The sequence below is a fragment of the Microvirga puerhi genome (assembly GCF_020089865.1).
Taxonomy (GTDB): domain Bacteria; phylum Pseudomonadota; class Alphaproteobacteria; order Rhizobiales; family Beijerinckiaceae; genus Microvirga; species Microvirga puerhi.
The window spans coordinates 58,710-71,846 of sequence record NZ_JAIRBM010000016.1; the positions used below are offsets into that span (position 1 = coordinate 58,710).

Sequence of the window (13,137 nt, forward strand, 5' to 3'; positions counted from 1 at the left end):
ACTGAGCGGAGCGGCAGGTGCTCAACTGTAAGCGGCACCATTCTCCTCGTGGCGTCATTGCCCGTTCGGGGAAACACCTTCTGACCTCAAGGACTTCTTCAGCGCAGCGATCCGAAAGATCGCATTGGGGGCACCGTACCCCCCGTAGCCGCGGCGCTCGACAATCTCGAAGAAAAATCCTTCTCCGAACGTCCTGCTGTAGAGTTGGAAATACTCACCCTGCTCGTCCCGATCGTAGAGGATGTTGTCGGCCCTGAGTCGCTCCGTCAGCTCGGGATCCAACCCAAACCGTGCTTCTACGTCCCCATAGTAATTCGGTGAGATCGGCAAGGGATGGAAGCCGTTCTCTCGCAGGGCGGCCGCCGTGGCGTAGATGTCTTCCGTCTGGAATGCCAGATGTTGGATGCCAGCGCCGAGCTTCTCCGCCAGGAAGTGCCCGGCAAGCGTACGCCGGTTCTCGGCGCCGTTCATGGTGATGCGCAGAGTGCCGGACGCATTCTCTACGACCTGGCTTCGCACGACGCCCGACGGATCGATGATGTCGACCACCGGCGACTTTCGCGTCTCGAATGTCGATGTGTAGAATAGGAGCCACGTCAGCATCTCGTCATAAGGGACAGTCTGGGCCACGTGGTCGATGCGTTGAAGGTGCGCAGACGGCCCACCTTCCTTATCCTCGACCGGGATGAAGTCGATCTCCGAAAAGCGCCCCAGATCACTCGTGTCGTCAATGAGATAAATCAGGCCGCCGCCGACGCCCTGAATGGCAGGGAACTCGACTTCTTCAGGGGCGACCGCCTGGGTGAAGGGTTCCGCGCCCAAGGCGACTGCCCTGGCAAAGGCTTCGCTCGCGCTCTCGACAAGCAGCGCCATCGCATGGGCCGATGTACCGTGCCGTGCGACCGCTGCGTTCGCAAAGCCCTTGCCCTCAGTGTTGACGATCAATCGGATATCTCCCTGACGGTAGAGGTCAACCTGCTTGCTCCTGTGCCTGCCGGCCTTACGGAAACCCAGGGTGCGAAGGATGCCGACTAGCTCGTCGACGTCCTCAGGGTCGGCCGAGAACTCGATGAACCCGATGCCCTTCACGGGTGATCTATCGGGCATCGGGATGACAGTGAGATTGCTGACCGCGGCGGCCCGTTTAACCTGATCGCCCAAGTAAATCAGCGAGCGATGGCCATCGGCGGCGATCGTTCGAGCAGAGCCGCCACGGAACTGGTCGTTGAAGATTTCCAGCGAGAAGTAACCGTCGTACCCCGTATCGGCGATGGCAGCAGTAAATGCAGTGACCGGCAGGTCACCCTCGCCGGGCATGTTGCGGAAATGACGGCTCCAGTAGAGGAGGTCCATGTCGATCAAAGGTGCGTCCGCAAGCTGGACGATGAAGATCTTGTCTTTTGGAATTGAGCGGATCGAGTTGATGTCGATCTTGCGCGACAGCGTATGGAAACTGTCCAGGATGAGGCCAACGTTTGGGTGGTCGGCGCGCCGGACGATCTCCCAGGCATCACGATGGTCGTTGATATGGCGCCCCCAGGCAAGCGCCTCATAACCCACCCTCAGGCCTCTCCGGGCCGCTCTCTTGCCAAGCTCGCGGAAGTCTTCAGCTGCCCGGTCGATCCCGCCGAGCGAGACCGGTGAGACGTTGGAGCAGACCAGCACTAGGTCGGTTCCAAGCTCCTGCATGACATCGAACTTGCGCTCGGCACGATCGAAGGTCCGCTGGCGAAGGGCGGGAGGCATGCCTTCGAAATCACGGAACGGCTGGAACAAGGTAATCTCAAGACCGAGATCACGGACTATCCTGCCAACCTGGGACGGGGTCTCGTCGAACGCGAGAAAGTCGTTCTCGAAGATTTCGACTCCCTGGAAACCGGCCTTCGCGATAGCGTCCAGCTTTTCCGGCAGTTCACCGCTGATCGATACGGTCGCGATCGAGGTCTTCATAGTATTCTCCCCGGAACAGAGTTGACAGGGCGGCTTGCTTCGGCGGCGGGATGATCAGCCACCGTCGAAGGAATCACGACCGAACGCACTTTTGCTCAAGCTGTGCAATCGTGCGCAGGTCATCCGGCGTCGTGGTCGGAAAGCCGAAAAACTCGAGGTACGCTGGAACCTGCTCGAACAGCATGTCCGTTCCGACCTGGTACGCGCAGCCACGGCGGCGTACCGCAGCCAAGAAAGGTGTGATCTCCTGCTTCATGACCACCTCGCCCACGAACGTTGCCGGGGAAATTCGCTCGGCGTCGACGGGAAGCGGATCGCCGGGTTGCATGCCCAAGGGTGTCGCATTGACCACGATGTCGAACCCCGAAGGGTCGTTGGAACCAGTGGAGAGCAAGAGTCTCGGATAATACTTCTGAAGTCTTCCGGCGAGTGCCTCCGCCAACGGCGCATGCCTGTCGAAGAGCGCGAGCGCCGACACGCCAGCTCGCGCAAGCGATGCCGCGATTGCCGAGCCGACGCCACCGGTCCCAACCACCAAAGCCTGTGCGCGCTCGATGACGCGGCCTTTGCTCAGCATTCCGCGAACGAAGCCTTCGCCGTCGAACATATCCCCGACCAGTCTTCCATCTGGGTCGAGCCTGACCGCGTTGCAGGCGCCCGCGACCATGGCTGTTGGTCTTGCCTCATCGATTAGTTCGATAGTGGTCACCTTGTGGGGCATGGTCACCAGTGCGCCATGAATGTTTGATAGCTTGAACAGGAGCCGAAGAAAGGTCGGGTAATCCTCGGCCTTGCATCCGAATGGCACCACGACCGCATCGATGCGCTCCCGCTCGAAATAGGGATTGTATATCATCGGCGCCTTGAAGCTCTCGGTCGGGTAGCCGAGGTGGGCGATGATGCGGGTAGAGCCGCTGATCATGACGAGAAATCTTCCTTCCTCATGCCGTGAGGGTTACGGGCGTGCTCTCTCGGGCCGAGCGCTTGATGGCGTCAATCACCTTGAGGGTATTCAGTGCGTCGCGCCCCGAAACGACCGGTTCCGCTCCACGTCGGATAACATCGCAGAAGTGGCGAAGCTGGACTGCCATCGGGTCGTCCGGCACGAATGGCACGCGCTGACGCTGGAGAGGCTCCCACCAGCTTTTCTGCCCAGGATACGACCAAAGCTCAAGATCCGGAATCGAGAGCGATCCGTGGGTGCCGCCGATTTGATAGCAGGACTGGTCCTGCCGCGGATACGCAGGGTTTTCACCAGTGGTTAGCTCCCAGCTCCAAGGTGCGACAACCACATCGGAAACATTGAATGTGGCAAGTATCCCATTGGCGAAACGAAGTAAGATCGCCGCCGTATCCTCAACGGCATGGCCGCGCACCAAGTTCGATTCTTGCGCCTGCACCCAGACAATCTCCCCGCAGAGATAGCGGAAGAGGTCGATGTCATGCGTTAGGTTGATGAATATAGGGCCGGCCCCGACCTCGCGCCGCCAAGCGGCATCAAAATAATCGTCTGGCTTCTTCAGCCAGAAGTGACCTGTAACGGTCAGCAACGTGCCAAGCCGTCCTGACTCGACGATTTCCTTCGCCTTGCCAACCATCGGGTTGTGCCGCCGGTGATGCCCGACCAAGAGAGGAATCGAGGCCTCTTCTGCGGCCTCGACAAGCGTCGTTGCAGCACCGACATCATCGGCAATAGGCTTCTCGATAAGAACCGGGAGACCTGCCGCGATCACCTCAAGGCCGGTCTCGACGTGCAACTGATTTGGAGTGGCGATGATAACACCGTCGGCGCGCTGCTCACTTAACGCCTGAGCGAGGTTTTCATACCATTTCGTACCTGATCTTAACGCGAGTGCGCGCCCGGCTTGGCTCGGATCGACAATTGCGCACAGAGCCGCGTTCTGTTCCTTCCCGATATGGATAGCGTGACGCGTGCCCATGAGACCCGCTCCCATCACGATGAGGTTGATCACATTCATCGAGAACTCCGTCGGACCGAACTTTCCGTGCGCAAACGTCCTCTAATGCTTCCGCAAGATATCGCCGAGAAACTTCTTGGTCCGCTCATGTGTCGGATTGCTGAAGAACTGTGCAGGGGGCGCTTCTTCCACGATCGATCCGCTTGCCATGAAGATCACACGGTCGGCGACTTGGCGGGCGAATCCCATTTCGTGGGTGACACAGATCATCGTCATGCCGTCCTCGGCAAGCCCGATCATCGTATCAAGGACTTCCTTCACCATTTCGGGGTCCAGAGCCGAAGTGGGTTCGTCGAAAAGCATTACCCTTGGTCTCATGCACAAAGCGCGTGCGATTGCGACACGCTGTTGTTGCCCACCCGAAAGCTGCGCCGGATATTTCTCAGCCTGCTCCAGGATCCGGACACGATCGAGGTACTTCCGCGCCGTTGTCGCGGCTTCCGCCTTGCCGAGGCCAAGGGATCTCATAGGGGCAAGCATGCAGTTTTGCATCACTGTCAAATGTGGAAAGAGGTTGAACTGCTGGAAGACCATACCGACCTCTCGCCGGATGGAATTGATGGTACTACTCGCATCGGTGAGCAGGATCCCTCCCACATGGATCCGACCCTTCTGGTAGGCCTCCAGATGATTGATGCACCGGATGAGGGTCGACTTCCCCGAGCCCGATGGGCCACACAGGACAATCCTCTCGCCCTGGCGAACCGACAGGTTAATATCGGACAGCGCTTTGAACGCCCCGTACCATTTCTCGACGTGAGTCATGCTGATCATGACTTTGGTCGCCAAATGGGGTTCAGAAACGGACGAGGCGCTCATGGCTGTTTGTCCTGTCGGTCTGTTGATTAACTTGCCGTGAAGGGGATACCTTCGATGCTATCGGGGAATTTGTGGACCGGCACCTTCATCCACTTATCGTAAATCTTCTGAAGCTCGCCATTAGCCTTGATCTTGTCGATAAAGGTGTTGAGTGCGGCGTTGAGCTCCTTCTCCCCCAGACGTGTACAGGCGCCATTGTACAGGTTTTGGAACTCAAGCTTGTTCTCGAACTCGCCCGGTCGCGCCTGCTCGATACGCTGAATGTAGAAGATGTTGCCACCCAGCGCCTGAACCTGACCCGATACCAGAGCCTGGATGCTCGGCGCGTCACCGTCATAACGCCGGATCGTCGTGCCTTCGGGGGCATTCTTGGTCACCTGCGTGTCCTGTGCGGCACCCTTGGCCACGCCGATCGTGAACTTGGCCATATCGGCGTTGGTCCTGATCTGGGCCGACTTAGGGCCGATCAATACGATAGTATTGGCCACATAAGGTTTGCTGAACTGCACTGCCTTGGCTCGCTCGGGCAGCATGGCCATCGTAGCAAACAGCACGTCGACGCGGCCGGTGGTCAAGGCGGGAATGCGGTTGTTAACTTCAAGCGGAACGAACTCGACCGGCACGCCGAGTTCCTTGCCAAATAGGGTGGCAATGTCGGCATCAAGGCCATCCTGCTTGCCGCCGCTGGTGACAAAGCCCCAGGGTGGGTTATCACCTTGAATGCCGACTACAAGCTTGCCCTTTGCTTTGATCTCGGCTGGGGTGATTGCCTGTGATGGTTGAAGCATTGCAGGTAGTGAGATCGCCGCTAGACCTGCTAGCAATACGCTACGCTTTGTTAAACCGTTAAGTAACTTCTTCATGGACTTCCTCCTTGGTTGAAAACCGCTCCCGGTTGTTTCGGGCTTCTTGCTTTTGGCCTCTAGCTCAATTCGAACTAGCGCGTGCTCGTGGCGAATTGGCGCTCCAGATGGGTTCCGAAGAGTGACAGAGGCCAACAGATGATGAAGTAAAGACACCCAACGATGCCGAAGACCAACAACGGCTGGAAGATCTGGTTGGATATGATATTTCCTGCCCGCGTCAGCTCAACGAAGCCCACGATGGATGCCAGGGAAGTCCCCTTGATGAGCTGAACGAGGAAACCGATCGTCGCCGGCAGCGAGATACGCAGCGCCTGAGGCAGAATCACATCCCTCATGCGTGGCAGATAGGTCAGGCTCAGGGCCTCGGCCGCCTCGGTCTGCCCGCGCGGGACTGCATCGATCGACCCGCGCCAGATCTCGCCAAGGTAGGCGCTGGCGTGAAGTGTGAAGCCGATCGATACGGCGACCCAGGCGTCTAACTTCAACCCGATGAGAGCAAGGCCGTAGTAAACGACAAAGAGCTGCATCAACAGGGGGGTGCCCTGAAAGAGAGCAATATAGCCCTTCATTACACGCTCCAGCACCGGATTGCCGGAAGTGCGCGCCAGGGCGACGCCCAGCCCGGAAATTCCGCCGCAGATGAAGCCGATCACGGATAGACCTATGGTCCATTTGAGGCCCGCGAGGAGAAAAAGGAATTCGTCGTGCCCCATGCTCCTCACCTCTACTTTACGGGATAGGAGAAGTAGCGCGTAGTGATCATCCCGAAGACACGCATAAGAAGCCAGGAGATGATTAGGTAGAACAGGGTCATGGTTCCGAAGACTTCGAAGCTTCTGAAGCTTTCCGATTCCACTCGTTGGCCAACGGAAGTCAGTTCGTATGCTGATATTGCCGAGGCCACACTGGTTGTCAGCGTCAGCAGGACGAACTGGCTCGCGAGCGACGGAAAGATTGCGCGCAGCGCAGGCTTCAGAACAATCAGCCTGAAAACCTGAGCTTTGCGCAGTCCCAACGCGAGCCCGGCCTCGATCTGACCGCGATTAATGGATTGCACTCCACCGCGGATGATCTCGATGGCGTATGCGCCCCCATTGATACCAAGTGCGATGATGGCGGTAGGGGTCGGATCGAGTCTCAGACCTGCAAGCGGAAGGGCAAAGTAGATGAAGAAAATCTGGACTAAGAAAGGCGTGTTGCGGATGATCTCGACGAACGCGAGAACGAGCCAGCGGATCTGTCGGATCCGGGAGTCCCGCAATATGACTCCTCCGATTCCGATGACAATGGCGAGCACCATGCCGCCGATCGCCAAACCGATTGTGCCGAGGCACCCTGCAAGCAGGCTCGGAAGCGCATCTATTACCGGCCCGAAGTCGAGCGTGTAGTTCATGGCACGTTCCCATACCGCCAGCCTTCTTTTGGGCTGGTCCAAATCCCTGCGGGTAGTCTGACGCCTCTTGGAGGGCGCCTTGGTCGATCAAGGTTGACGTATCAGGTGTTTGTTGCGACACCGAAAATGTACTAAATAGTTCAATTGGTCAAGTTGAGTTAACCGGGCAGTCCATTTACAGAGGCGCCGACCTGGTTAAGGTCTGCCTGCCAAGGGGATAGGGACGGATCGGACGATGCCCAGCCAGAGGCGAACGGAGCGAACACGCAAGCCACCGACTTGGACACAGGATCCGGATGGAGTGCGGCGAAACATCATTGCGGTGGCGAGTGCTGAATTCGTCGAGAACGGTCTGAGTGGCGCACGGGTCGATGAGATCGCCGCCAAGACAGCCACCAGCAAGCGGATGATATACTACTACTTCGGGGATAAGGAGGGACTGTATCTCGCTGTTCTCGAGGAGATGTATGCCCGCATCCGCAATTTCGAGCGGAGCCTCGACTTGGCAGCGTTGCCGCCCCGCGAGGCAATCGCTGCCCTGGCCGGCTTCACTTTCGACTATCATGTCGAAAATCCAGACTTCGTTCGCCTTGTCATGGTCGAGAACATTCACCATGCAAGGCATCTCAAAAGTTCCCGGAAGATCGGAGAGCTGAATTTGTCTGCGATCGAGATGATCCGGGAGGTCTATCAGCGTGGGGTCGGCGAGGGCTTGTTTCGGGAGGGGCTCGATCCAGTCGATGTCCACCTGACGATCAGCGCCCTCAGTTTCTACAACGTCTCGAACAGAGCGACGATACGCCAAGTCTTCGGTTACGATATGGGGTCCGCAGATGCCCTCAAGCGCCGGCGCGCATGCGTCATCGAAACCGTGCTGCGCCTGCTCTGTCGGTGAGATGCTGGACCCAAGCCCTTCACTCGGTCGACGAAATATTTCTCCATGGATTCCCATTGAGAGGTCAGTTCCTCTTGGCCAAGCTAGCCATGGCTTGAACTGCAAGGTCATATCCGGCTGCGCCGAATCCTATGATGATTCCGGTCGCCGTTCGCGAGACCAACGAGTTGTGGTAGATGCTTTCCCGCTTATGCACGTTTGAGATGTGCAGCTCGATCTTGGGCCCGTTGAACATTTTGAGTGCGTCCAGCAAAGCGATCGACGTGAACGTATAGCCTGCCGGGTTGATAATAATGCCACATGCCTCGATCCGGGCTTGGTGCACGCTTTCGACAAGTTCACCTTCAAAGTTTGTTTGACGAAAATCGACCTCGAATCCCAACTTGCCGGCCGTTCCCGAGCAGCGATCCCGAATCTCGGCAAGCGTGGTCGTGCCATAGATCTCAGGCTCGCGCTGACCGAGAAGATTAAGATTTGGTCCGTTGAGGATATAGATGCGATTGCTCATTTCCTCACCCCTCGCCGCCTGGAGGATGCATCAAGCAGTGACGCTCCGCCTGCAACACGTGCCGAGGTCGAAATTCCTTTTGCCTCAACACGCGGAGAAGGTGATGCCGTTGAACCCCTCGGCGAACCTGTGACGTGCCTTCTGCCATTTGCCAATCCACTGAACATGTCGGCCCTTGCTTCGAACCCTCGGGTGCGATCGCATGCGAGAACTCGCCCGTGAACTCGGGGCTCAGCAGCGAAATCATCCGAACTCGTAAGGCTACAGTCGAGTGTCGTTTCGGACACCCGTCTCCTCCAATGTTGTGTTGGTCGGCGCTGGAGACACGCTCACGTCAACTCAAGCGGCAGCTTATATGCGGTGAATCGCTAATCAACTGATATTTCTGGAAATAGCACTAACTTAAACTATCGTCGTATAAATCGAGCTGGTTTGTCTGGGAGGGTTGCTGTAGGTTTGCCGTTCAGCATCTTGGATGACACGGTAACCATGGTGACGAGCAGTCTGACCGATGGCGCTCAACCGCTATCGACAGGAGAGCAGGCCTACGAGGCCATTCGCTCCGATATCATCTTCGGCCGACTGCGGCCGGGGCAGCGCTTAACACTTGAAAAGCTTAGGCCGGGATATGGAGTTGGGATCAGTACCCTACGAGAGATCCTGAGTCGGCTGGCACCCGAAGGCTTCGTTGTTGCCGAAGGTCAGCGCGGCTTCCAGGTCGCGCCGTGTACGCCAGAGGATCTCAAGGAAATCGCAGATTTGCGCCTGCTTCTTGAGAAGAGCGCCCTCGTTCAGTCGTTCCGGCTCGGGGATATGGAGTGGGAGGGCCGAGTCGTCGCGGCCCACCACAAGTTGGTGAGGATGGAGACCGAACTCTTGGCCGGCAACGATGCCGTGACACAGCGATGGAAGCGCTATGACTGGGAGTTTCATCAGGCCCTTGTTTCAGCGTGCGGGTCGAAAGCTCTTTTGGATCTCCATTCGGGGATCTATGACAGATATCTCCGATATCAGATGGTCTTCGTGATCTTCCGTGGGCAGATCGCTGCAGACGAGCACAAAGCCCTTCTGACATGCGCATTGTCCCGGGATGCGGTCGAGGCACAAAGAGCGCTGGAACGACATATTCAGGGCTGTGTCGAGTTTGCCTTCGAAAATCAACTGATGCAAATGCACTAGCGACGCCTGACATTAGGTGACACAGCGTATCGATCCACTGAGGCAGGATGTCAGCGGGTTCTCCCGTTCGGAGGGTGTCCAGGAGACCATCGCGAGTTACGAAAGTTGCGACAGTCGCCGCAACAGTGCGCACTCTTGGAGCGGCATTGTGGAGAGCATGAGGAGTCGTGGGGCAATTTGATAAGGGGTCGGCGGTACAAGGTTTCCGGCCAGTTGAAACAAGGCTGCGGGACACCTTCATTTGCCAAAGCGCACCCTATCCAAACCTGGGCTGCCCAATCCTTCCCCAGCTCTGGAAATCCTGCAGTTCAAGGTCTGGCTGCTCGGCATCAGCCCCATGCAGGTTGATCGCGGCGTTCAGATCGATCACGATCTTGTTTCGGTAGACACAGACCTATTGGCCAGAGCTGAACAAGCGCGTTCGATCGCATCTCCGGATGACGAATGGCTCGTGGCGAGTGGACGAGACCTACATACGGGTGCAGGGTCGGTGGGTGTATATCTACCGTGCCGTTAATCCCCGCGGGCAGACCATCGACCTCCTGCTCTCGCATAGAAACTACTTGTGCACGTGGTGTTATCGAATAGATGATTCCCGATACGGATCACCGATATGAGGCGAGCAATGTCTACACCCAAGACTATTGCAATTATTGGCGCCGGAACGATTGGCGCAAGCTGGGCAAGCCTGTTTTTGGCCAGGGGCCTTTCCGTGCGATGCTCCGATCCGTCAGCCGAGGCCGAAACATTCACTCGCGCCTATGTCGACCGCGCCTTGAGCGAAGCTGAGAACAGCTTGGATTTGGCTGAGGCACAAAGCCGCTTGAACTTCCTTGCAACTCCAGGCGAAGCCGCCGACGGCGCCGACTTCGCCCAGGAAAATGCGCCCGAACGGCTTGACCTGAAGCGCCGTTTGCTGGCCGAGATCGAGGAAAGCATCGCCGACACCGCGATCATTGCCTCGTCAACTTCGGGCCTCATGCCTTCCGATATGCAGAACGGCATGACCCGTCCCGAAAGATTTATCGTTGGCCACCCCTTCAATCCACCCCACCTATTGCCCTTGGTAGAGGTAGTCGGCGGCCGGCAAACCAGTCAGGAGACCATCGCGTCAGCGCTTACGTTCTACGCCGAAATTGGCAAGCGACCCATCCATTTACGCAAGGAAATCAACGGCCACATCGCTAATCGTCTACAGGCCGCTCTGTGGCGCGAAGCCGTGCATCTTGCCGTTGAAGGCGTGGCGTCGGTCTCTGATATCGACGCCGCAGTTGTCGCCGGTCCAGGTCTGCGCTGGGCGCTCATGGGACCGCACCTCACCTTGCACCTAGCGGGCGGTGACGGCGGCATAGATAAGTTTATTGGTCACCTTGGACCGGCATTCGAATCATGGTGGGCGGAGCTCGGGTCGCCAAGGCTCGATGCCAATGCACGCACCTTGTTGTCCGAGGGCGTCCGAGAGGAAGTGGGTACCCGCCAACTGAGTGAGCTCGCCGAGAGCCGCGATCAAGCCCTCAAAAACTTGCTGAAATTCTCAAAGCCATTGTTCTGATAATCTTCGCCGCTGGCTGTCTTTGCATCTTTTGCAGCTGGTCGGGTCCCTCCTCTAGCGAACGAGGGAGGAACAGCCGCGGGTTCGGTCTGAATGATCCCCTCTAGAACCTAGCGCTCACACCGTTTGGCATAGAGAGGACCAGGGCTGCTCGATGCCACCATGGCCTGATGGTCTCCTAAGCGAACAGGAAGTCGTTCGCGTACAAGGAAGACACGCCCTTTACCGTGATGTCGTTGCTGGCGTCGAAACGGATCACACAATCACCGTTCAGTGAGGCGATGGTCAGGTCTTTCAGGCTGTGAACCGCTGCGGCCGTGAACGCCTTCATGTCGACCTTGTCCTTGCCGTGCTCGAAGTCCGTAATGATATCGTGACCAGTGGAGGGGCCGAACACGAAGGTGTCCGACCCGCGCCCGCCCGTGAACAAGTCATCGCCGCTGCTGCCGACCAGGGTGTCGTTGCCATTCCCGCCGTCGAGGACATTCCCGGTGCCGCCGATGACGGTGAGACGATCGTTGCCATCGCCACCGAAAAGGAAGTTCGAACCGAGAGAGCCCGGCGCGACGGTCGCGACCAAAGTGTCGTTGCCAGTGCCGCCGTCGAGGCGGTTCTCGTAGGTCGACCCGTCAGGCGCGCGCATTTCGGACGCGTCGACCGAAAGGTACGCCGAGAGGGAGTCGTTGCCGTCACCCCCGTTAAGGATGTTCGAAACATGGTATAGGTCTCCGCTACCAGGGCCGCCAAACGCGGTGGCAACAATGCTGGCGGTCAAGGTATCCGCCCCTGACCCGCCCTCAAGGTGGTTCTCGGCCGTGATGCGGTAGCCCCATGCAGTGATCTCCGCCTTGAGGTTGTCGTTGCCGGTGCCGCCGTCGAGATAGTTCGAGGTACTGCTGACCCCTCTGCGGGCGATCTGGACGGCCACCAGGGTGTCGTTGCCCTCGTCGCCCCACAGTTCGTTGATCCCGGTCCCGTACTGATCGTCCGAGTTCACACTGCTGTAGGCGTAGATCATGTCGTTGCCCCGCCCGCCGTGCAGCGCGTTCTTCGCCAGGGTGTTTGCCAGCGAGTCCCCAATGATCGTGGCCTCGATCACGTCATTGCCGTCGCCCCCGTAGACGGTGTTAATCGCCGTCCCCCTGAACGCGTTGCCGTCGGTCTGGGCATGAACGGTAATGCGGTCGTTACCGGACCCACCATCGATGTAGTTCTCGACTTGATTGATGCCGCCGATGGCGTGGTGCCCGTCAGCGAGGGCATAGATGGTGTCGTTGCCGTCGCCGCCGTAGACGTGGGTCTTCAACGTGACGTTGGCGGTGGTTCCCGGGAGGTCTCCCGGATCGATGCTGGCGGTCACGCTGATGTCGTCGTTGCCGGACCCGCTGTCGGCATAGGCATCCGCGTAGAGGTCCTGATATGTGAGCCCGTTGTCCCCCAACAGCCCTTGCACCCTCACGATCTCCTTGAGGGTGTCGTTGCCATCCCCGCCCACCTGGAACGCGGTGGCATGCGCGGTGCCGCCGGGCGGCGCTTTAACGGTGAATTCAGTGATGAGCGTGTCGTTGCCGCGACCGCCGACGAGTGCCGTGTTGTCGTGCGAGCTGCGCAGGGTGTCGTCACCCGCCAGGCCGAAGACGACAGTGCTACCGGACGAGGTACTGAGCTTCTCGTTGCCGAGTGTGCCCATGAGCACATTTTGAATCGAGTCGATGAATGAACGCAATCCGGGCGGCACGCCGGACACCCACGAGCGGACATCGTCCGGGTCGGGCTTTCCAACATTCGTTGAGCTTTTGCTCGCCATCATCTATCTCCTGGCTGTTAAGGGCTTCGAACTCGACAGGACGCCTCCGAATCCGGGATTCCGGGGTATTCCTCCGCCGCGGTCCGCTTCGGCACGCACGGCCGGAATCGACTCCCGGGATAGATTGGTGAATCCCTGGGAGGCCCGACTGATCGGGGATATGGATATCCAAGACGATGGCCATTAGGC

Annotated in this window: 12 protein-coding genes and 1 pseudogene; 4 read left to right on the forward strand and 9 right to left on the reverse strand. The window is 58.3% G+C overall.

Going from position 1 to position 13,137, the window contains the following annotated elements:
• Nucleotides 1–54 precede the first annotated feature (54 nt).
• The 7 genes from K9B37_RS18445 to K9B37_RS18475 form a co-directional block, all read right to left on the reverse strand.
• On the reverse strand, nt 55–1,950 hold the full coding sequence (locus K9B37_RS18445) for a bifunctional sugar phosphate isomerase/epimerase/4-hydroxyphenylpyruvate dioxygenase family protein (protein ID WP_224314999.1): 1,896 nt from the start codon (nt 1,948–1,950) through the stop codon (nt 55–57).
• A gap of 73 nt (nt 1,951–2,023) precedes the next feature.
• A complete protein-coding gene (locus K9B37_RS18450) occupies nt 2,024–2,872 on the reverse strand; it encodes a shikimate dehydrogenase family protein (protein ID WP_224315000.1) in 849 nt (282 codons plus the stop codon).
• Between the two features lie 19 nt (nt 2,873–2,891).
• The gene (locus K9B37_RS18455) at nt 2,892–3,929 is read right to left on the reverse strand and encodes a Gfo/Idh/MocA family protein (RefSeq protein WP_224315001.1); all 1,038 of its coding nucleotides are present in this window, start codon (nt 3,927–3,929) and stop codon (nt 2,892–2,894) included.
• Between the two features lie 42 nt (nt 3,930–3,971).
• A complete protein-coding gene (locus tag K9B37_RS18460) occupies nt 3,972–4,703 on the reverse strand; it encodes an amino acid ABC transporter ATP-binding protein (RefSeq protein WP_224315041.1) in 732 nt (243 codons plus the stop codon).
• Nucleotides 4,704–4,774: 71 nt separating this feature from the next.
• The gene (locus K9B37_RS18465) at nt 4,775–5,611 is read right to left on the reverse strand and encodes a transporter substrate-binding domain-containing protein (RefSeq protein ID WP_224315002.1); all 837 of its coding nucleotides are present in this window, start codon (nt 5,609–5,611) and stop codon (nt 4,775–4,777) included.
• 74 nt (nt 5,612–5,685) lie between these two features.
• On the reverse strand, nt 5,686–6,327 hold the full coding sequence (locus K9B37_RS18470) for an amino acid ABC transporter permease (RefSeq protein ID WP_224315003.1): 642 nt from the start codon (nt 6,325–6,327) through the stop codon (nt 5,686–5,688).
• A gap of 11 nt (nt 6,328–6,338) precedes the next feature.
• Nucleotides 6,339–7,007, reverse strand: a complete 669-nt coding sequence (locus tag K9B37_RS18475) for an amino acid ABC transporter permease (RefSeq protein ID WP_224315004.1) — start codon at nt 7,005–7,007, stop codon at nt 6,339–6,341.
• 301 nt (nt 7,008–7,308) lie between these two features.
• Here K9B37_RS18475 and K9B37_RS18480 point away from each other — a divergent pair, with 301 nt between their 5' ends.
• Nucleotides 7,309–7,902, forward strand: a complete 594-nt coding sequence (locus K9B37_RS18480; protein WP_224315005.1) for a TetR/AcrR family transcriptional regulator — start codon at nt 7,309–7,311, stop codon at nt 7,900–7,902.
• Nucleotides 7,903–7,966: 64 nt separating this feature from the next.
• Here the strand turns inward: K9B37_RS18480 and aroQ are convergent, their stop codons facing one another.
• On the reverse strand, nt 7,967–8,410 hold the full coding sequence (aroQ, locus tag K9B37_RS18485) for a type II 3-dehydroquinate dehydratase (RefSeq protein ID WP_224315006.1): 444 nt from the start codon (nt 8,408–8,410) through the stop codon (nt 7,967–7,969).
• 489 nt (nt 8,411–8,899) lie between these two features.
• Here aroQ and K9B37_RS18490 point away from each other — a divergent pair, with 489 nt between their 5' ends.
• The 3 genes and pseudogenes from K9B37_RS18490 (at nt 8,900) to K9B37_RS18500 (ending at nt 11,141) form a co-directional block, all read left to right on the forward strand.
• On the forward strand, nt 8,900–9,589 hold the full coding sequence (locus tag K9B37_RS18490; RefSeq protein ID WP_224315007.1) for a GntR family transcriptional regulator: 690 nt from the start codon (nt 8,900–8,902) through the stop codon (nt 9,587–9,589).
• 395 nt (nt 9,590–9,984) lie between these two features.
• A pseudogene (locus K9B37_RS18495) lies at nt 9,985–10,140 on the forward strand (DDE-type integrase/transposase/recombinase); the annotation flags it as partial.
• Nucleotides 10,141–10,214: 74 nt separating this feature from the next.
• Nucleotides 10,215–11,141 (forward strand): 3-hydroxyacyl-CoA dehydrogenase NAD-binding domain-containing protein, encoded by a 927-nt coding sequence (locus tag K9B37_RS18500; RefSeq protein ID WP_224315008.1) that lies wholly within the window; start codon nt 10,215–10,217, stop codon nt 11,139–11,141.
• Between the two features lie 178 nt (nt 11,142–11,319).
• On the opposite strand, the gene K9B37_RS18505 is transcribed toward K9B37_RS18500, so the two are convergent.
• Nucleotides 11,320–12,951, reverse strand: coding sequence for a calcium-binding protein (locus tag K9B37_RS18505; RefSeq protein ID WP_224315009.1), 1,632 nt, complete (start codon nt 12,949–12,951; stop codon nt 11,320–11,322).
• Nucleotides 12,952–13,137 lie beyond the last annotated feature (186 nt).

Excerpts from the sequence above, each read along its gene's own strand:
- K9B37_RS18445 (WP_224314999.1), bottom strand. The coding sequence starts at position 1,950 with ATGAAGACCTCGATCGCGACCGTATCGATCAGCGGTGAACTGCCGGAA.
- K9B37_RS18450 (WP_224315000.1), bottom strand. The coding sequence starts at position 2,872 with ATGATCAGCGGCTCTACCCGCATCATCGCCCACCTCGGCTACCCGACC.
- K9B37_RS18455 (WP_224315001.1), bottom strand. The coding sequence starts at position 3,929 with ATGAATGTGATCAACCTCATCGTGATGGGAGCGGGTCTCATGGGCACG.
- K9B37_RS18460 (WP_224315041.1), bottom strand. The coding sequence starts at position 4,703 with ATGATCAGCATGACTCACGTCGAGAAATGGTACGGGGCGTTCAAAGCG.
- K9B37_RS18465 (WP_224315002.1), bottom strand. The coding sequence starts at position 5,611 with ATGAAGAAGTTACTTAACGGTTTAACAAAGCGTAGCGTATTGCTAGCA.
- K9B37_RS18470 (WP_224315003.1), bottom strand. The coding sequence starts at position 6,327 with ATGGGGCACGACGAATTCCTTTTTCTCCTCGCGGGCCTCAAATGGACC.
- K9B37_RS18475 (WP_224315004.1), bottom strand. The coding sequence starts at position 7,007 with ATGAACTACACGCTCGACTTCGGGCCGGTAATAGATGCGCTTCCGAGC.
- aroQ (WP_224315006.1), bottom strand. The coding sequence starts at position 8,410 with ATGAGCAATCGCATCTATATCCTCAACGGACCAAATCTTAATCTTCTC.
- K9B37_RS18490 (WP_224315007.1), top strand. The coding sequence starts at position 8,900 with ATGGTGACGAGCAGTCTGACCGATGGCGCTCAACCGCTATCGACAGGA.
- K9B37_RS18500 (WP_224315008.1), top strand. The coding sequence starts at position 10,215 with ATGTCTACACCCAAGACTATTGCAATTATTGGCGCCGGAACGATTGGC.
- K9B37_RS18505 (WP_224315009.1), bottom strand. The coding sequence starts at position 12,951 with ATGATGGCGAGCAAAAGCTCAACGAATGTTGGAAAGCCCGACCCGGAC.